The organism is Alistipes sp. AF48-12, from assembly GCF_003477565.1.
In the GTDB taxonomy this organism is placed as follows: Bacteria; Bacteroidota; Bacteroidia; order Bacteroidales; family Rikenellaceae; genus Alistipes_A; species Alistipes_A hominis.
The window spans coordinates 25,093-41,893 of sequence record NZ_QUDJ01000023.1; the positions used below are offsets into that span (position 1 = coordinate 25,093).

Below are 16,801 nucleotides of genomic sequence, written 5' to 3' on the forward strand. Positions count from 1 at the left end.
GCCGATCCGTACCCGGCTCCGTCCGGTTTCGAATTTTCTCCGAGAAAAAACTTTTCCGGCAATTACTTTTTAAAAATAAAATAGACCGCCATCACCATGCACACGAAAGCCATCAGATGGTTCCAGCGGAACGTCTCGGTTTTGAAAAAAGTCAGGGCGAATACGGTGAACACGGTGAGAGAAACCACCTCCTGAATAATTTTCAATTGGAAAAGCGTGAAGGGCCCTCCGTTCCCCTGAAACCCGATCCGGTTGGCCGGCACCAGGAAAATGTATTCGAAAAACGCGATGCTCCAGCAGAACACGATCACCAGCAACTGGGGCAGCGTGTCGAACCAACGCTGCCCCCGCAGATGCAGCTGTCCGTACCATGCGAAAGTCATGAAAATATTGGAGATAACGAGCATCCCGATTGTAAGATAAGGTTTCATTATGGATCAAATCAATTTTTGCGCGACAAAATTACAAACTATTCGTAAATTTACGCTTGTCAAACAAAATTTCAAAAAGAACGATTATGACCGATACATATCCGACTACCGACAAAACGCTCGAAGTGACCTACATCGGTCACGCTTCGGTAATGTTTCGCTACGGGGACGAAATCATCCACGTCGATCCTTACGGCGACATAGCCGATTACAGCGGGCTTCCGAAAGCCGACCTGATCCTGATCACCCACCATCACGGCGACCACCTGGACTCCTTCGCGATCGCCGATATCGAGAAGCCCTCGACGCAGATCATCGGCAGCCCGTTGGCGATCCGCGAACTCGGGCGCGGCCAAGCGCTGAAAAACGGAGAAGAAACCGCCTGGAACGAATTCCGCATACGCGCCACAGCCGCCTACAACCGGATCGCCATGCGTTCGCCGGGGGTTCCGTTCCATATTAAAGGCGAAGGAAACGGCTATCTGCTCGAAGTGGCGAACCTGCGGATCTATATCGCTGGAGACACCGAACTGATCCCGGAGATGGAAAAGCTGGGTCCGGTCGATATCGCCTTCCTGCCGAAAAACCTGCCCTACACGATGAGCGACCAGATGTTCGTCGAAACGGCCCGGCTGATCCGTCCGACCTACCTGTACCCCTACCACTATTTCGAGGTCGACCGGGAAACGCTGCAAAAAGCGTTGCCGGCCATTCGGATCCGTTAAGACGTTTCGTAAACCGCAACGGCACGGGGCCGACCGTTCCGAACGCCCACCCTATTTTCCGGTTTTCGCGGACGGCAACCGCTCTTACGTAAAAACCGGAGCCGATCGCCGTTCAATAGCGTACCCGACCGGACGAATCAATCCGGAAAATTCATATCTTTGCGACGGGAAAGCGGAATCGTCTACCCCGCTTCTCGAAAAACGCAACCGAACAGCATGCTTGCCGTCATCATTACCGTCGTCGTTTCGCTGGCTCTATCCGCATTTTTTTCGGGTATGGAGATCGCGTTCCTGTCGTCGAACAAACTGAAACTCGAAATCGAAAAGAAACAAAGCCGGGCGTTCGGCTACGTGGCCGGCCTGTTCTCGAAATATCCGGGACAGTACATCACGACGATTCTGGTGGGCAACAACCTGGCATTGGTCATCTACTCATTGCAGATGAGCGTATTGATCCAACTGTTGCTCGTCCGGAGCGGACTGATCCTCGGCAACGGCGCGTCCTACGTGATCGAAACGCTGGTATCGACGCTGATCATCATCTTCACGGCCGAATTCATCCCGAAGGCGGTCGTACACCTGAACCCGAATTTCTACTATAAAAACTTTGCGGTCCCGGTCTACTTTTTCTACCTGCTGTTCTATCCGGTCGCTAAACTGACGACTCTGATCGCGGTGGGTATCTTCAAAATCTTCGGGTTGTCGCTGAACCGCGAACAGCGGATCAACACGTTCAACAAAGTGGATCTGGCCCACCTGCTGGACGAAGTCTCGGACAGCCCCGAACAGCAGCAAAACGAAAAAGACATCCGCCTGTTCCAAAACGCGCTCGACTTTTCCGACCGGCTGGTGCGCGACTGCATGGTTCCCCGCGTCGACATCGAAGCGGTCGAACAGAACTGTCCGGTCGAAGAAGCGACCAGACGTTTCGTCGAAACGCAGTTTTCGCGATTGCTGGTCTACGACGGGAGTATCGACAACATCATCGGTTTCATCCATACCAAAAACCTGTTCCAGCAACCCGGAAGCATCCTGGAAATCATTAACAAGGTGGATTACGTGCCGGAAAGTATGCCGACCCGGAAACTGCTGGCCACCTTTATCAAGAAACACCATTCGGTGGCGGTGGTGATCGACGAGTTCGGAGGGACGGCCGGCATGGTGACCAGCGAGGATATCCTCGAAGAGATCTTCGGAGAGATCGAAGACGAACACGACTCGCAGGATCTGGTGGAGAAAAAGATGAGCGACACGGAGTTCCTGTTTTCGGGCCGGCTCGAGATCGAAGCCATCAACGAAAAATACCGGCTCGACTTCCCCGAAAGCGACGACTACGACACGCTGGCAGGCTATGTAATTTCGAAGTACCAGGGCATACCCGGAGTCGGCGAAACCATCCTGGCAGACAACAAACGGCTCAAAATCCTGCGCGTAAACGCCTCTAAAATCGAACTGGTACGCGTCACGATCCTCTGAAAAGACCGCAAAACGGGCCCGAACCGGACGCAGCGGGGAGAAAAATGGAGAATCTTAACTCCGTTTTGTTATTACAAAAAAGAATTTTATTACCTTTGGAACCTGTTATATGTTTCAAACGCAGTAAACAAAAACTAAATCTCTAATATGGCAACATTAAACACATTAAGGACCCGGGGCGGAATTATCGTGTCCGTGGTGATCGGAATCGCTCTGCTCTCTTTTCTGTTGGGCGATTTCGGGAACACGGGAGCCAAGCTGATGAACGATCGCAAAATGAAAGTCGGCACGATCAACGGCGAGAAAATCGGTTACGCCGAATTCGCCGATAAGGTCGACGTTTATACGAAAGCCCTGGAGACCATGTACGGATCGCAGAGCCTTTCGGCCGAGCAGCAGGAGAATGTGAAAAACCAAGTATGGCAGGCGCTGATCATGCAGTACGCCTGGGAGCCCGGCTTCGAACAATCGGGACTTCAGGTCAGCGAGAACGAGCAGATCGACATGGTGGACGGTTCGTTCATCTCGCCGGTGATCCGCACCACTTTCACGAATCCCAACACAGGAACCTTCGACCCCGCGATCGTGCGCAATTTCGTGACCCAGATAGACAAAGATCCCACCGCGGCGCTGGTTTGGAACTTCATCAAAGACCAGATGATTCAGCAGCGTTACCTGTCCAAATACATCACGCTGGTCGCCAAGGGAATGTACGTTACGGATCTCGAAGTGGAACAGGGCGTCGCCAATTCCGACATAACCAATGCCATTTCGTACATCGTCAAGGACTATTCGCAGGTCGCCGATTCGACGATCGACATCTCGCAAGCCGAAGTCAAAAAATATTACGACGCTCATAAGAATATTTTCCGCCAGACGGCTTCGCGCGACATCGAATACGTACTGTTCGACGTATTGCCTTCGGACAGCGATTACGTCGATGCCGAAAAGCACATCAACGAGATCGCCGCGGAATTCGCCGTCAGCGAAACCCCGCTGCAATACGCCACGCTGAACTCCCAGAACCCGACCGAAAAACGGTATTTCACGGAAGATCAGTTGCCCGCCGAACTGGCCGCGTTCGCCTTCGGAGCGAACAGCAACGGAATGTACGGCCCGACCAAAGAAGGAGACATGTACACGATGGCCCGCGTGGCCGATTCCAAAATGCTGCCGGACTCGGTCGGAGCGCGTCACATCCTGATCGGAGCCGACCAGAAGGCCACTGCGGACAGCATTCTGAACGCGTTGAAAGGCGGCGCCTCCTTCGCAGAACTTTCGGCGACCTATTCGCAGGACCCCGGAGCGAAAGCGAAAGACGGCGACCTGGGCGTCTTCCAGCCCGAACAGATGGTTCCGGAATTCAGCGAAGCCGTCCTGGAAACGAACAAGGGCGACTATTTCACCGTCCAGACGCAGTTCGGTATCCATGTCGGACAGGTAACCTACAAGAGCGAACCGAAGAAAAAAGTGCAGTTGGCCACGATCACCTATAAAATCGAACCGAGCGAAACGACCCAGCAAACCATCTACGCCAACGCCAGCAAATTCATCAGCGAAGCGGCCGGATCGTACGAAAACTTCGAAAAAGCGGCTACGGACAATTCGCTGTCGAAACGGGTCGTACGGATAAAAAATACCGACCGCAACGTCAGCGGCATCAACAATTCGCGTGAAATCGTCCGCTGGGCCTACAACGGAAACAAAGGCGACGTATCCGCCATCATGGAAGTGGACGGCAACTACGTAATCGCCGCCATCACCGGCGTTTCGGGAGACGGAATCGCACCGCTCGAAACCGTATCTCCGCAGATCGTTTCGATCCTGCGCGAACAGAAAAAAGGCGAGATCCTGGCTCAGGAGATGACCGGAAGCTCGCTGGCCGAAGTGGCATCCAAACTGAACCTGGAAGTCAAAGAAGCGGCTAACATCGACTTCAACTCGTTCTACATCGAAAGCGTCGGCGTAGAACCGAAGTTGATCGGAGCCGTTACCGGAGCGAAGGAAAATACGCTGTCGAAACCCGTTGCCGGACAGAAAGGCGTCTTCCTGTTCGACGTAACTTCGAGAGCCAAAGTGGACAACGTAACCCCGGAAAGCGAAAAGGTACGCCTCGAAGCGAGCGCGCAGGCCTATATTATGGAGCGCGTCAACCAGGCGTTGACCGAACAGAGCAAGATCACCGACAACCGTGTGAAATTCTTCTAACGGAACCGGGAATCGGACATCCGATCCTATAACCCGAGCGGGGCGGACTTCGAAGTCCGTCCCGCTTGTTTTTCGCTTTCTCCGTATTATCCGGAGAAAAATCCTGTTCCGGGTTATCTTTTCGACGAATCGGGGGACTGCGCCGAATCGGTCTCCGTATGCTTCAAATATTTATCGAGCCATCCGAAAAACTCCCGGTTCCAAACCAAAGAATTCTGCGGTTTGAAAATCTGGTGTGCCTCGTCTTCGAACGACACCAACCGGCTCGGCACCCCCATCAGCCGGGCCGCCGTAAAGGCCTGCAAGCTCTCGGTATACGGAATCCGAAAATCGCCCTGACCCGAAAAAATCAGAATCGGAGTATCCCAATTTTTCACGAACTTATGGGGCGAATTGGCATACGACCGCTGCGCCGTCGTGTCGTCGCTCCAGTACGGACCGCCCAGATCGTTGTTCGGAAACCATAGTTCCTCGGTCGCCCCGTACATGCTCTCCAGATTGAACATCCCGCAATGGGCTATAAAAGCTTTGAAGCGTTTTTGATGATGCCCGGCCAGAAAAAACACCGAATATCCGCCGTAGCTCGCCCCGACGCAGCCCAACCGGCCGCCGTCCACCCACGGTTCCGCGGCCACATCGTCGATCGCGCTCAGGTAATCGCGTATATTCTGCCCGCTGTAATCGCCCGAAATCTGATCCAGCCACTGCTGTCCGAACGAAGGCACGCCGCGCCGGTTCGGTGCGACGACCACGTATCCCTGCGCCGCCATCAACTGCAAATTCCAACGGTAACTCCAGAACTGGCTTACGACGCTTTGCGGTCCTCCCTGACAGTACAGCAGCGCCGGATAGCGTTCGGTCGAATCGAAATCCGGCGGCAGCACGACCCACGTCAACATTTGCCGGCCGTCGGTAGTCCGTATCCAACGTTCGCGCACCTCCCCCATCCGGATATGATCGTAGATTTCCGGATTGGTATTCGTGATCCGGGTCATCGTTCCGTCCGCCGGATCGATCCTGAAAAGTTCGGTCGGAGCGGACAGCGAAGTCACTTCGCCGACCAGTTCGCCCCCGTTCAGCGTAATCGCATTGACATCGTGCGCCCCTGCGGTCAGCACGCGCACCGAATCGTCCGCCAGGTCGACCCGGCACACCTGATAGGTTCCCCGCACAGGCGCAATGAAATACAACGTCCCGTTCCCGTCCCAACGCACGTTTCCCGCATTGTAATCGAAGTTCCGGGTCAGGTAGCGTTTTTCGCCGGTAGCCAGCGTTTCGACGAACAGTCGGCTCTTGTCCGACTCGTTCCCGGCCCGCTCCATACTGGTGAACGCCAACATCGAATCGTCCGGCGAGAAAACCGGATATTTGTCGTACCCGGGCATCCCTTCGGTCAGGTTGCGCGTCTGCCCGGACGCAAGGTCGTAAAGGTACACGTCCGAATCGGTGCTGAGCGCATACGCTTTCCCGGTCAGCTTCTTACAGGTATAGGCCAATTGGGTTCCGGCGCGGTTCCACGCGATTTCCGAAATATCGAAATAGGGCGCCGTCGGGGCATCCCACGGCTCGCCCGGCATAATATCCGTCCCTCCGGTCACTTTCGCGCCGCCCGTCAGCGGAGCGATGAAAATATGACGGTAGCTCCCGTCGTCCCAATAATTCCAGTGGCGCTCCATCAGGTCGTCGTAAATCTTCGCCTTCGAACGGTCCAGATCGGGATAAATTTCCGGCGAACTGCGCTTTTCGACCGGCACCCGGGCGACGTACATCAGCCGGTTCTCCGACGGAGCGACCGAAAAGCCCTCGACGCCGCCGGGGATGTCGGTCACCTGACGACGGTTGTTCCCGTCCGGAGCCGCACACCAAACCTGGTCGCTGCCTCCGTGGTCGGAAATAAAATAGATCGTACGTCCGTCTGCGCTCCACTGAGGCGACGACTCGTTGCTGCCGGGATCGGTGACCCGGATCCATTTGCCCCCGGATACCGGCGCCGAACGGATGTTGGTCACTCCCTTGTTCTCTTTCATGTCGTAGGTCGTAACCGTATAAAGCACGGTACGGCCGTCGGGCGAAAGGGCGGCGCTGCCGACTCTCTTTATTTTCCACATTACCTCGGGCGTCAGTATCCCCGCCGATCGTTCGGCGTCGGTCAGTACATGGTCAGCACTCATCTTATCATCGTTTTTTCGGAAAGAACAGCCGTACGGCAAAACCATCCATACGCAGCATACGGCTTTCAGTACAAAGAACAAACCTCTTTTCATCGTTCGAACGTTTAGTATCCGGCAGCCCTACCGCACCGGATAACCGGCTTCCCGAAAAACGTCGCCGATCGTATAATAGGTGCCGCTCAGCAGTTCGGGCACCCGTTCGGGCTCGATCCATTCGGCCCGGGTAATCCCTTCGACCGTCTGCGGCTGCGGTCGTTGCCCTCCGACGTAGCGCATGTGATACCAAGCCGTCCGTTTCAGCACCCACTGCTCCCGAATCCGGTAACAGTGGAACGTGTGCGTGATCGGCTCTTTCCGTTGCAGTTCTTCGATCCGCAGACCGCACTCCTCGCTGACTTCCCGCACGGCACAGTCTTCGATCCGTTCGCCCGGTTCGAGTTTTCCCTTCGGCAAATCCCAGCGGCCGTTGCGGAAAATCATCAGCACTTTCGCCGCATCGTCGACCACCAAGCCGCCGGCCGCCTCGATAAAAGGCAGCGATGCCCGGAATTCGTCGAAAATACGCTCAATATTTTCGGATATTACGTATAACTTTTTGGTAAATTGAAGTTTTTGCAAGAACTTTGTAATAGCGGGCGTTTCGCCGGGAGCCACCCGGAATACTTCGCCCTGCGGATCGGCCGGAAGCTGCTGCGCGAACAGCACGGCACTGTTTTCAATATAAACTTTATACATGGTAATAATGTGTGATTTAGACAAAAAAGTCGCTGAAAGTCTGTTACAAATTAAGGCAATTAAATTAAATCCGACAAATCATTTCACCTGGGCGTCGGGCTGGTACTCGCCCATCTACTGCGATAACCGCAAGATCCTCTCCTATCCGGCCGTCCGGAAGGAAATCTACGAAGGATTCGTGAAGATCATCTCCGAAAAATATCCCGACGCGGACATCATCGCCGGCGTAGCCACCGGAGCTATCGCGCACGGCGTACTGGTCGCCGAAAAAATGGGCAAGCCGTTTATCTACGTCCGCAGCTCGCCGAAATCGCACGGGCTGACCAACCAGGTCGAGGGCGAATACTGGCCGGGAGCCAAAGTGGTCGTGGTCGAAGACCTGGTCTCCACCGGCGGCAGCAGCCTGAGCGCCGTCGAAGCGCTGCGCGAGGGGGGATGCGACGTGCTGGGCATGGTCGCGATCTTCACCTACGGTTTTCCGACCGCCGAAGAAAATTTCGCCGGAGCGGACGTGAAGCTCGACACACTGAGCAACTACAAAACGATGATCGAACTGGCTGTCAACCAGGGCTACGTCCACGAAGACGAATTGCAGACCCTGAAGGAGTGGCGCCGCGACCCGGCGAACTGGAAAAAATAAGCGGCACGAAAATGGAGAAATACGAAAGCAAACACGTCCGGATCCGGCGGCCGGCTTCGATGATTTACAGCGTCCTGTCGCGCTTCGACAACCTCACGCCGGTACTGGCCGACAAAGTGGAAGGCTGGACGGCGGAGGAGAATACCTGCTCGTTCAAGGCGAAGGGGTTTCCCGTCAGCCTGCGGATCGTCGAGAAAGAGCCGCACAAGCTGGTCAAAGTGACCGGCGAAGACGGCTCCCCGATGGATTTCACGTTCTGGGTGCAGTTGGTCAGCGTCGACGAGCAGGACACCCGGATGCGCATCGTACTGCATGTGCAACTGAACATGATGATGAAGATGATGATCGGCGGCAAGCTGGCCCAGGCGGTCGACCAAATCGCCGACCAGATCGCCGAGGCGTTCAACAACGCCCCGGTTTAAACGGAAACGACGTTTAACTTAAAACGAAATACCATGATCAACATTATCGTAACCATTACGGTCTCCGAAGAAAACCGCCCGCAAGTACTGCCCCTGCTGGAAGCGCTTACGACAGCCTCGCAGCAGGAATCGGGCAACATCTCCTACGAATTTTACTTGCATCCCACCGACCCGATGCGGTTGGCGATCATCGAGGTCTGGCAGAACGCCGAAGTGCTCGCCGAGCACGAAGCGACCAAGCATTTCACGACGTTGCTGCCGCAGATCGAAAAACTGTCGGTCGGCATCGACATCCAGAAATTCGACGCAGAACCGATCGATTGACGCAAGACGCCGCCCGATACAAAAACGCCTCCCGGCCGGATACGTACATTCCGGCAGAGAGGCGTTCGTTTTTCCCGAACCAGCCTTATTCCTTCCGAACGAGGTAGATCATTTCCGAACGCAGCCCGTACAACGCCGCCGCTTCCGGACTGAGGAAACGGATGTAGTCGATCTCTTCGACATCGAACCCGGCTTCGGCCAAGCGCTCGCCGTAATCCCTGCCGTAATCACGCAGGTGATCTTTTTGTCCGAAATGGAGTTCACGCTGCACGGGATCGGTGATCGACGGATCTTCGTAAGTCGTCTCGCGGTCGGGATTGACCGGCGACAACATGATCCCCCAGCCTCCCGGACGCATCACGCGGAAAAGTTCCCGCATCGCCTGCCGGTCGTCGTCGACGTGCTCCAAAATGTGGTTGCAGAAGATCACGTCGAACTCCCCGTCCGGAAACGGGATTCGCTGCACATCCATCTTAACCTTCGCCAACGGCGACTCCAGATCGGCGGTCACGTAATCCAACTGCGGCAGCCGACCGAACCGCTTCAGGAAGCAATACTCCGGAGCGATATGCAACACCCGCGCGGGCGCTTCGAAAAAGTCGGTTTCGTTTTGCAGGTACAGCCACATCAGTCGGTGCCGCTCGAGCGCCAGGCAATGCGGACACAACGCATTTTCACGCGAATTGACGTATCCGTAGGGCATGAATTTCCGGTAACGGTTGCCGCACACCGGGCACTGCACCCGGCTCCCGGCGTAAAATAGCCCCACAAGCGGCGTGCACAGATGCACTACCCGCTGGATATAACGGCGCGGCACATGTCGCAATACGAATCGGATCAACTGCTTCATCGGGCTATTCCTCCTCTTTCAGGGCCTCGTCGACCTCTTTTTCGGCTTTTCGCAGCCGTTCCTTGCACAACCGGATCAGTTCGGCGGCCCGTTTGACCTGAGCGCCCAGTTCGTCGACGTTCATCTGCTCATTGTTAAACCGCTCGAGGATCTGCTCCACTTCGGCGATCGCCTGCGCATATGTAATTTTCGATTTTTCCATCTATTTGATTTTTTTGATTTCTGCTTCTATCGTCCGGCGTTTCATCACGATCTCTACCGAATCGCCCGCCTGCAAGCCGACCGGATCGGTCACGATATTCCCGCCGCTGCGCACGACGGCAAACCCCATGTCGAGAATCCGGTCCGGATCGCGCGTAGCCGCCAGGTCGCCCAGCAAAGATAACGCTTTCGTACGGGATGCGACGTATTCCCGGCTGCGGTGTCTGAGCATGGCCGACAAATTATCGAGTCGGAAATTCGCGTCCGAAAAGGCAAAACGAGCCGATTGCCGCAATTGCGCCTGCAGCGCCGCCGTGCGGTCTTCCCGGCGGCGGATCGCTTGCGCCGCCCCATGCCGCAGCGCAACCGCCGCAACTGTTCCAGCCGCAGCCGCACCGCCTGCGTCCCCTGCGTCGAAATCCGGTTCAGCGCGAACGCCGCATCCCTCAACGCGCTGCGCCGCTGCAGGAAAAACGCCTGTGCCGCCTCCTTCAGTTCCTTCCTCATATCGTCGAGTCCGGCATCGAATTCGGCCATCCCGTTTTTCAGGTACACGGCCACGGCAGTCGGCGTTTTCAACGAAACGGCCGCGACCAGATCGGCCACGCTCTGGTCTTTATCATGTCCGATCCCGGCGATCACCGGCAGCGGGAACTGCGCCAGGTAACAGCACAGCCGATAGCTGTTGAAGCACCCCAGATCGCTCTGCGAACCGCCCCCTCGGATCAGCACCAGCGCATCGAAACCGTCCGCCCGGTCGGCCGCCTCGCCCAATGCCCGGACGATCGACTCCTCGGCTTCGGCCCCCTGCATGAAAGCGTCGAACAACGTAATTTCGAATCCGTAGGGAGAGGATGAAATCTCCTTCATAAAATCCTGATAACCCGCCGCATTCCGCGACGAGATCACCGCAATCCGCTGAATCGCCGCAGGCAGCGGCAACTCGCGGTTCATGTCGAACACGCCGTCCTGTCGCAACCGCCGGATCGTCTCCTGTCGCTGGCGCTCCATGTCGCCGAGCGTATAGGTCGGGTCGATATCGGTAATCTGCAGCGACAATCCGTAAAGTTCGTGGTACGAAACGACCACCTTGACCAGCACCTTCAGCCCCGCTGCGAGGACCTGGCCCGTCGCTCCCTGGAAATAGGACGCGATCATCGGATAACCGCTGCGCCAAATCACGGCGCTCGCTTTCGCTTTGGGCACATGGTTCGCCCCGCCTTTTTCGACCAGTTCGATGTAACAGTGGCCGGAATAGTTCACCTTCAGTTCGCTGATCTCCGCTGTCACCCAGTACGGCAGCGGATGGGCGTTGTCGATCCCGCGCTTGATAAGCGCCTGCAGTTCGCTGAGAGAAATATGCGTGGAAGCCGGCATCTCTGCGGTTATTTATTTACCCGGAACACTTTCTGCACCCCTTTAATTCGCATCAGCGAATAGACGACGGCATCGACCAATTGCGTACCGGTCACCTCGATGTTGATCAACCCGGAGAGCATTCCTCCCGACGAGTTCAGGCTCATCGAACGGATATTGATCTTCAGGTCGCGGTTGATCACTTCGGCGATTTTATTCACCAGGCCGGTCGCATCTTCGGCCTGGATACGCACTGTCGCGACGAACGCGCCCTTCGCCGCGTTCTGCTGCCAGCGCGCCGGCAACACCCGGTAAGGGTAACGTTCCTTCAGCCGCTGGGCGTTCGGGCAATCCTGCCGGTGGATCGTAATCCCGCTGTTGATCGTCGTGAAACCGAATATTTCGTCCCCGAAGATCGGATTGCAACACTTGGCCAGTTTGTATTCGATATTACTTAGCGAATTGTCGATAATCAGCGCGTCGTCGTTGTCCGAAACGATCTTCGCGGCCGACGGAGCTTTCAACGGATGCCCGTCGTCCAGCGTCCCGTTCAGGTGGCGGGTCAGGATCTCCTTGATGTCGGGCAGGATGATCTTCTGTTGTGCGATCTGCCCGTACAGCTCGGTTCCCGTCCGCAATTTGTAGTATTTGCTCAGCACCATCACGGCGTCGTCCATCGTGATGGAGAGTTTCCAGTTCTTGATCTTGCGTTCGAGTTCCTCCCGCCCGAGACTGGCCGCCTTGGCCTGCTCCTCGCGCATGTAGGCCCGGATCTTGTTGCGCGCTTTGCTCGTGGTGACGATATTCAGCCAATCGGCTTTCGGTTTCTGGGTTTTCGACGTCAGTATCTCGACGATATCGCCGTTGCGCAGCACTTCGCGGAACGACACGTTACGGTGGTTCACCTTACCGCCGACGCAGGTAGCTCCGAGATTGGTATGGATATCGAACGCGAAGTCGAGCACGGTGGCCCCTTCGCTCAGTTTGCGCAGGTCGCCGTTCGGCGTGAACACGAAGATTTCGCCGGACGACAGCTTTGCATCGAACTTCTGCGCGATCTCCTGCGGCTGAGTCGTCTCCATGATCTCGCGCAGCTTGGTGAACCACTCCTCGGTTCCCATCGTTCCGCCGCTGACGCCTTTGTAACGCCAATGGGCCGCCACGCCGCGTTCGGCGACCTCGTCCATCCGCTCGCTGCGAATCTGTATCTCGACCCAGCGCCCCTCATTGGAAACGACCGTCGTATGGAGCGATTCGTAACCGTTCGACTTCGGGATGGATATCCAGTCCCGCATCCGGTCGGGATTCGGCGTATAAAAATCGGTGACGATCGAATAGATCGCCCAGCACTGCGCCTTCTCCTGCTCCTGCGGACAGTCGATGATAATCCGGATCGCGAACAGGTCGAACACCTCGTCGAAGCCGATTCGCATCCGCTTCATTTTGCGCCAAATCGAATAGATCGACTTGGTACGGCTTTTCAAATGGTATTTGAACCCGAGATGCCGCATTTTTTCTTCGATCGGGCGCACGAACCGGCGGATAAATACCTCGCGTTCGGCGGCCGTTTCGTTCAACCGCTTGCGGATGTACTCGTAATCGTCCGGTTCCAGGTGCATCAGGGCGAGATCCTCCAGTTCGGATTTGATATTGTACAATCCCAGCTTATGCGCGATCTGGGCATACAGGTTCAGGCTTTCCCACGATTTTTTGGCCCGTTTCTCCGGCGGAAAAATCTCCAGACGGCGCATCACTTCGAGCCGGTCGGCCAGCTTGATCAGAATCACGCGGGGATCGGTCGAATAAGAAACGATCAGCTCCCGGAAATTATCGACCTGGTCGTTGGCCACTTTCGGATCGACGTCCGAGATGTTGCACAACCCCTGCAAGATGCCGACGCACTGTTTTCCGAAATGATTCCCGAGCTTATGAACATCCATCAACTGCAGGCGCACCACATCGTGCAGCAGCGTCGAGACCGTCGAATTCCGCCCGAGTCCCACCTCCTGAATCACGATCATCGCGGTATTGATCGAATGGGTAACGAAAGGCGTCCCGTCGTGACGAACCAGCCCTTTCAACCGGTCGACCGCCAGACACAATGCCGAACGCACCACCCCGAAAACCTCGTCGTCGAATACCGAACGCGCCAGATCCAAAAACGGCTGGTAATATTCGGCATCCAGATCAATCTCTTTCTCAACCTCTTCCATATTCATCCCTGTTAGGTTCGTGCGATAAAGTTAATAATTTTTCGGAAACAAATCCGCCTCCGTTCCGCAACGATTCCATTCGTGCGAACGATCCGGTACCCGACATCCCGGACAGCCCCCGCCCCGACGAATAAATCCGACCCCGCGGCACACGAAAAACGGGCGGAGCCACAGAGGGTTCCGCCCGTCAAATCCGTTTTCGAATCGTTATTTCTTAAAATAACGGTTGTAAAGTCCCTCGAAACCTTTTCCGTGACGCGCTTCGTCTTTGCACATTTCGTGGACGGTATCGTGAATGGCATCCAGTCCCAGTTGTTTGGCACGGGTAGCGATCCGTTTCTTATCTTCGCAGGCGCCGCTTTCGGCTTCCATCCGGGCTTTCACATTGGTCTTGGTATCCCAAACCACTTCACCCAGCAGTTCGGCAAACTTCGACGCATGTTCTGCCTCCTCCCATGCGTAACGCTTGAACGCCTCGGCAATTTCGGGATATCCCTCGCGGTCGGCCTGACGGCTCATCGCCAGGTACATGCCCACCTCGCTGCACTCGCCGGCAAAATGCGCTCTCAAACCCTCGAGCACCTCTTCGTCTACGCCTTTGGCCACGCCGATCACATGTTCGTCGGCCCACGTCAGCGCTTCTCCTTCGACCACTTCCTTAAATTTCGACGCGGGTTGTTTACACTGCGGACAAAATTCGGGAGCTGCATCCCCTTCGTGAACATAACCGCAAACCGTACAAATAAATTTCTTTTTCATAGCCATCAAGTTTTTAAGTGATTGATTCTGTTATTATTTCATTTTACCCACTAGTTCGATTTTTTCCGGCACCGCTCGCAGTAGCCTTTATAATAGACCTGCACTTCGTCGACTTCGTGACGCGGATCGCTCACCTCCAACGCTTCCGGATCGACCGCCAACGGCAGATCGTAAACCGCGCCGCAGCTCCGGCAACGAAAATGCGCATGCGGAGAAACATCCCCGTCGAAACGGCTGTTCCGCTCGTCGATATCGAGCAACAGGATCGCGCGGTGCGCAGCCAGCAACTTCAGGGTATTGTACACCGTCGTTTTGGAAAGCGTCGGCATCGACGGACTGAGCGCCGTATGGATCTCGTCGGCCGTCGGATGCGTCGGATGCGTCACGAGATACTCCATGATCGCGAGCCGCTGCAACGAAGGCCGGATGCCGTATTCCATCAAATAACGGTGCAAATCCTGAATCATCTACAATTTTGTATTAATTACAACTATTAATCGAATGCAAATATATATCGAATTTTCGAATCTGCAAATTTTTCGGACGGAATTTATTTGGATTTTACCTTATATCCTGCATACAACGTATGAAAATATGTCTACTTTTGCATCATGCAACTAATTAGGACCAAGCGTAAATACGGATATATCGTTTTCGCAATCACGCTATTGATCGCCATCGACTACGTATATCGGTATTTCGCTTTCGAACCGTACAACCAAAGTCCGCTGGACATCGAAACGCCGGAAGGAAACGCCCAACCTTACCATCCTTCGGTGGTATACATTCCCGGAGGATGGAACGGGTATGCTTACTGGATGGCGGAAACGCCCTACCCGTTGGGGCCGGACGGCGATTGGAACGGCCTGCCTCCTTACCGAGCCAGATGGGAAAACCCGTGCATCCACGCCTCGCACGACGGCATACACTGGGAAACGCCGGGCGACTTGGTCAACCCGATCGACGACCTGAACGAAACCGAGATCGAGAACCGGGATTTCTTTTCCGACACCCATCTGGTGATGAACGGCGACACGCTGGAGTGCTGGTACCGCATCAGCCGCACACAGCGAGACGAAACATACATCCTGCGAAAATACAGCGCCGACGGCATACACTGGTCGGAACGGGAAACGGTCATCGATCTCCAAGATCCGGCGGTCGTCCGCGAAGGCCCCGGAGGCATGATCGTCAGTCCCGCGATCCAAAAGATCGGCGGCCGGTATTGCATGTGGTATATCAACGATATCGGGGAATCCCGGAGCATTTGCCGTTCGTTCTCGGACGATGGCAGAAATTGGCAGAAAAAAGAGTATTGCCGGCTGTCGGACACCGCCGTCGTCCCTTGGCACATCGACGTACAACGGATCGACAGCATCTATTACATGGTGATTTACGACTTCCGAAACCTGACCTTGTGGAGCAGCCGCGACGGACTCTTTTTCGAAAAACGGCGGCTGTTGCTCGCCCCGTCCCCGAAACTGGCTCATTCTATGCCGGCGGCCTGTACCGCAGCGCTCTGCTCCGGGACGACAAAGAGTGTAAACTCTATTTCAGCGCTTTCGATAAAAAGACCGCCGTCGGACTGATGAGAGGCAACTGTCCGGACTCGCTGAAAATATACTCCGTCTCAGGGAACAAAGTGTCCTTCTTCCGGTTCCCGGTCACCTACCTAAGGCAGAAAAAACAAGCGATCGTCCGCCTTTTCGAATAGCGAACGCCGGCTCTCACACAGCCCGGATCTTCAGGATCGCTTTCCGGACATTGCCGCTGCCGATCAGCGGGGCGTGCGCGTCTTCCGGGAAAAAAACGACGAATTCCCCCGGATGCAGCGACACATAGCACGAAGGCTTATCGTCGAAAAAAACAATATCGGCCGCTTCGTCGAATTCGCCCCGGGGCAGAATACACCGTTCGCGCGGACGCCATCCGAACCGCTCTTCGCCCCGAACCCGGAGCGGGATCTGTACGTCGATGTATCGATCGTGCGCTTCGAGAGGAGCTTCCTGCTCCGGCCGGAGCAACCCTTCGCTGATTACGATATACAGATCGTCTCCGTCGATGGCGTATTTCCCGGGAGCCAACGTATCCATTCGGGCGACGGCATAATCGAAAGCTTTTTTGAACCGGGGATGCAGGGCGTCGTACCGCCCCGATCCTGATAACGTATCGACAATCATAAATCAGGCATTTATTCGTTTACCGATGCAAGGTACGTACAAACGGCGGGAAAACCAAAATTCGTTTACCGATGCAAGGTACGTACAAACGGCGGGAAAACCAAAAGCCG

Annotated in this window: 17 protein-coding genes and 1 pseudogene; 7 read left to right on the forward strand and 11 right to left on the reverse strand. The window is 55.5% G+C overall.

The features are described 5' to 3' along the window. Positions 1–62: 62 nt before the first annotated feature. Positions 63–431: a DMT family protein gene (locus tag DW082_RS12455; protein WP_101571698.1), complete on the reverse strand. Its 369-nt coding sequence runs from the start codon at positions 429–431 to the stop codon at positions 63–65. 86 nt (positions 432–517) lie between these two features. Here DW082_RS12455 and DW082_RS12460 point away from each other — a divergent pair, with 86 nt between their 5' ends. The 3 genes from DW082_RS12460 (at position 518) to DW082_RS12470 (ending at position 4,840) form a co-directional block, all read left to right on the forward strand. After that, the gene (locus DW082_RS12460; protein ID WP_055202434.1) at positions 518–1,156 is read left to right on the forward strand and encodes an MBL fold metallo-hydrolase; all 639 of its coding nucleotides are present in this window, start codon (positions 518–520) and stop codon (positions 1,154–1,156) included. Between the two features lie 216 nt (positions 1,157–1,372). Continuing rightward, a complete protein-coding gene (locus DW082_RS12465; RefSeq protein ID WP_055203495.1) occupies positions 1,373–2,632 on the forward strand; it encodes a hemolysin family protein in 1,260 nt (419 codons plus the stop codon). 147 nt (positions 2,633–2,779) lie between these two features. Next, positions 2,780–4,840, forward strand: a complete 2,061-nt coding sequence (locus DW082_RS12470; RefSeq protein ID WP_118458882.1) for a peptidylprolyl isomerase — start codon at positions 2,780–2,782, stop codon at positions 4,838–4,840. Between the two features lie 113 nt (positions 4,841–4,953). Here the strand turns inward: DW082_RS12470 and DW082_RS12475 are convergent, their stop codons facing one another. Both DW082_RS12475 and DW082_RS12480 read right to left on the reverse strand, forming a co-directional pair. Next, positions 4,954–7,011, reverse strand: a complete 2,058-nt coding sequence (locus tag DW082_RS12475) for a S9 family peptidase (protein WP_259335624.1) — start codon at positions 7,009–7,011, stop codon at positions 4,954–4,956. A gap of 120 nt (positions 7,012–7,131) precedes the next feature. Beyond that, positions 7,132–7,746, reverse strand: coding sequence for an NUDIX hydrolase (locus tag DW082_RS12480; RefSeq protein WP_055202440.1), 615 nt, complete (start codon positions 7,744–7,746; stop codon positions 7,132–7,134). Positions 7,747–7,753: 7 nt separating this feature from the next. Between DW082_RS12480 and pyrE the strand changes: the two genes are divergently transcribed. Genes pyrE through DW082_RS12495 form a run of 3 tightly spaced genes read left to right on the forward strand, consistent with a single transcriptional unit; the run spans position 7,754 to position 9,132 of the window. Beyond that, positions 7,754–8,386: an orotate phosphoribosyltransferase gene (pyrE, locus tag DW082_RS12485; RefSeq protein ID WP_055203497.1), complete on the forward strand. Its 633-nt coding sequence runs from the start codon at positions 7,754–7,756 to the stop codon at positions 8,384–8,386. Positions 8,387–8,397: 11 nt separating this feature from the next. Further along, the gene (locus tag DW082_RS12490; RefSeq protein WP_055202443.1) at positions 8,398–8,808 is read left to right on the forward strand and encodes a polyketide cyclase; all 411 of its coding nucleotides are present in this window, start codon (positions 8,398–8,400) and stop codon (positions 8,806–8,808) included. A gap of 33 nt (positions 8,809–8,841) precedes the next feature. Continuing rightward, positions 8,842–9,132 (forward strand): putative quinol monooxygenase, encoded by a 291-nt coding sequence (locus tag DW082_RS12495; protein WP_055202445.1) that lies wholly within the window; start codon positions 8,842–8,844, stop codon positions 9,130–9,132. A gap of 85 nt (positions 9,133–9,217) precedes the next feature. On the opposite strand, the gene DW082_RS12500 is transcribed toward DW082_RS12495, so the two are convergent. The 7 genes and pseudogenes from DW082_RS12500 to DW082_RS12525 all read right to left on the reverse strand — a co-directional run bounded on the left by DW082_RS12500 (position 9,218) and on the right by DW082_RS12525 (position 14,978). Next, a complete protein-coding gene (locus DW082_RS12500; protein ID WP_101571706.1) occupies positions 9,218–9,982 on the reverse strand; it encodes a class I SAM-dependent methyltransferase in 765 nt (254 codons plus the stop codon). A 4-nt stretch (positions 9,983–9,986) separates the two neighbouring features. Beyond that, complete coding sequence (gene xseB / locus DW082_RS12505) at positions 9,987–10,184, reverse strand: exodeoxyribonuclease VII small subunit (RefSeq protein WP_055202449.1); 198 nt, start codon at positions 10,182–10,184, stop codon at positions 9,987–9,989. Next, entirely contained in the window at positions 10,185–10,478 is a 294-nt protein-coding gene (locus DW082_RS15540) for a hypothetical protein (RefSeq protein WP_409049081.1), read from the reverse strand. A 107-nt stretch (positions 10,479–10,585) separates the two neighbouring features. After that, positions 10,586–11,560: pseudogene (gene xseA / locus DW082_RS12510) on the reverse strand (exodeoxyribonuclease VII large subunit); the annotation flags it as partial. 8 nt (positions 11,561–11,568) lie between these two features. After that, positions 11,569–13,752 carry a bifunctional (p)ppGpp synthetase/guanosine-3',5'-bis(diphosphate) 3'-pyrophosphohydrolase gene (locus tag DW082_RS12515; RefSeq protein ID WP_101572045.1) on the reverse strand — a complete coding sequence of 728 codons (2,184 nt, stop codon included), beginning with the start codon at positions 13,750–13,752 and terminating at the stop codon, positions 11,569–11,571. 207 nt (positions 13,753–13,959) lie between these two features. Next, positions 13,960–14,511, reverse strand: coding sequence for an NADH peroxidase (locus DW082_RS12520; protein ID WP_055202452.1), 552 nt, complete (start codon positions 14,509–14,511; stop codon positions 13,960–13,962). A 50-nt stretch (positions 14,512–14,561) separates the two neighbouring features. Further along, entirely contained in the window at positions 14,562–14,978 is a 417-nt protein-coding gene (locus DW082_RS12525) for a Fur family transcriptional regulator (RefSeq protein ID WP_055202454.1), read from the reverse strand. 144 nt (positions 14,979–15,122) lie between these two features. Here DW082_RS12525 and DW082_RS12530 point away from each other — a divergent pair, with 144 nt between their 5' ends. After that, positions 15,123–16,100, forward strand: a complete 978-nt coding sequence (locus DW082_RS12530) for a hypothetical protein (protein WP_259335626.1) — start codon at positions 15,123–15,125, stop codon at positions 16,098–16,100. Positions 16,101–16,238: 138 nt separating this feature from the next. On the opposite strand, the gene DW082_RS12535 is transcribed toward DW082_RS12530, so the two are convergent. Continuing rightward, positions 16,239–16,691 carry a YhcH/YjgK/YiaL family protein gene (locus DW082_RS12535; protein WP_055202458.1) on the reverse strand — a complete coding sequence of 151 codons (453 nt, stop codon included), beginning with the start codon at positions 16,689–16,691 and terminating at the stop codon, positions 16,239–16,241. Positions 16,692–16,801: the final 110 nt, after the last annotated feature.

Excerpts from the sequence above, each read along its gene's own strand:
- DW082_RS12500 (WP_101571706.1), bottom strand. The coding sequence starts at position 9,982 with ATGAAGCAGTTGATCCGATTCGTATTGCGACATGTGCCGCGCCGTTAT.
- pyrE (WP_055203497.1), top strand. The coding sequence starts at position 7,754 with ATGTGTGATTTAGACAAAAAAGTCGCTGAAAGTCTGTTACAAATTAAG.
- DW082_RS12470 (WP_118458882.1), top strand. The coding sequence starts at position 2,780 with ATGGCAACATTAAACACATTAAGGACCCGGGGCGGAATTATCGTGTCC.
- DW082_RS12475 (WP_259335624.1), bottom strand. The coding sequence starts at position 7,011 with ATGAGTGCTGACCATGTACTGACCGACGCCGAACGATCGGCGGGGATA.
- DW082_RS12525 (WP_055202454.1), bottom strand. The coding sequence starts at position 14,978 with ATGATTCAGGATTTGCACCGTTATTTGATGGAATACGGCATCCGGCCT.
- DW082_RS12535 (WP_055202458.1), bottom strand. The coding sequence starts at position 16,691 with ATGATTGTCGATACGTTATCAGGATCGGGGCGGTACGACGCCCTGCAT.
- DW082_RS12520 (WP_055202452.1), bottom strand. The coding sequence starts at position 14,511 with ATGAAAAAGAAATTTATTTGTACGGTTTGCGGTTATGTTCACGAAGGG.
- DW082_RS12495 (WP_055202445.1), top strand. The coding sequence starts at position 8,842 with ATGATCAACATTATCGTAACCATTACGGTCTCCGAAGAAAACCGCCCG.
- xseB (WP_055202449.1), bottom strand. The coding sequence starts at position 10,184 with ATGGAAAAATCGAAAATTACATATGCGCAGGCGATCGCCGAAGTGGAG.
- DW082_RS12460 (WP_055202434.1), top strand. The coding sequence starts at position 518 with ATGACCGATACATATCCGACTACCGACAAAACGCTCGAAGTGACCTAC.
- DW082_RS12465 (WP_055203495.1), top strand. The coding sequence starts at position 1,373 with ATGCTTGCCGTCATCATTACCGTCGTCGTTTCGCTGGCTCTATCCGCA.
- DW082_RS12455 (WP_101571698.1), bottom strand. The coding sequence starts at position 431 with ATGAAACCTTATCTTACAATCGGGATGCTCGTTATCTCCAATATTTTC.
- DW082_RS12515 (WP_101572045.1), bottom strand. The coding sequence starts at position 13,752 with ATGGAAGAGGTTGAGAAAGAGATTGATCTGGATGCCGAATATTACCAG.
- DW082_RS12480 (WP_055202440.1), bottom strand. The coding sequence starts at position 7,746 with ATGTATAAAGTTTATATTGAAAACAGTGCCGTGCTGTTCGCGCAGCAG.
- DW082_RS12530 (WP_259335626.1), top strand. The coding sequence starts at position 15,123 with ATGCAACTAATTAGGACCAAGCGTAAATACGGATATATCGTTTTCGCA.
- DW082_RS12490 (WP_055202443.1), top strand. The coding sequence starts at position 8,398 with ATGGAGAAATACGAAAGCAAACACGTCCGGATCCGGCGGCCGGCTTCG.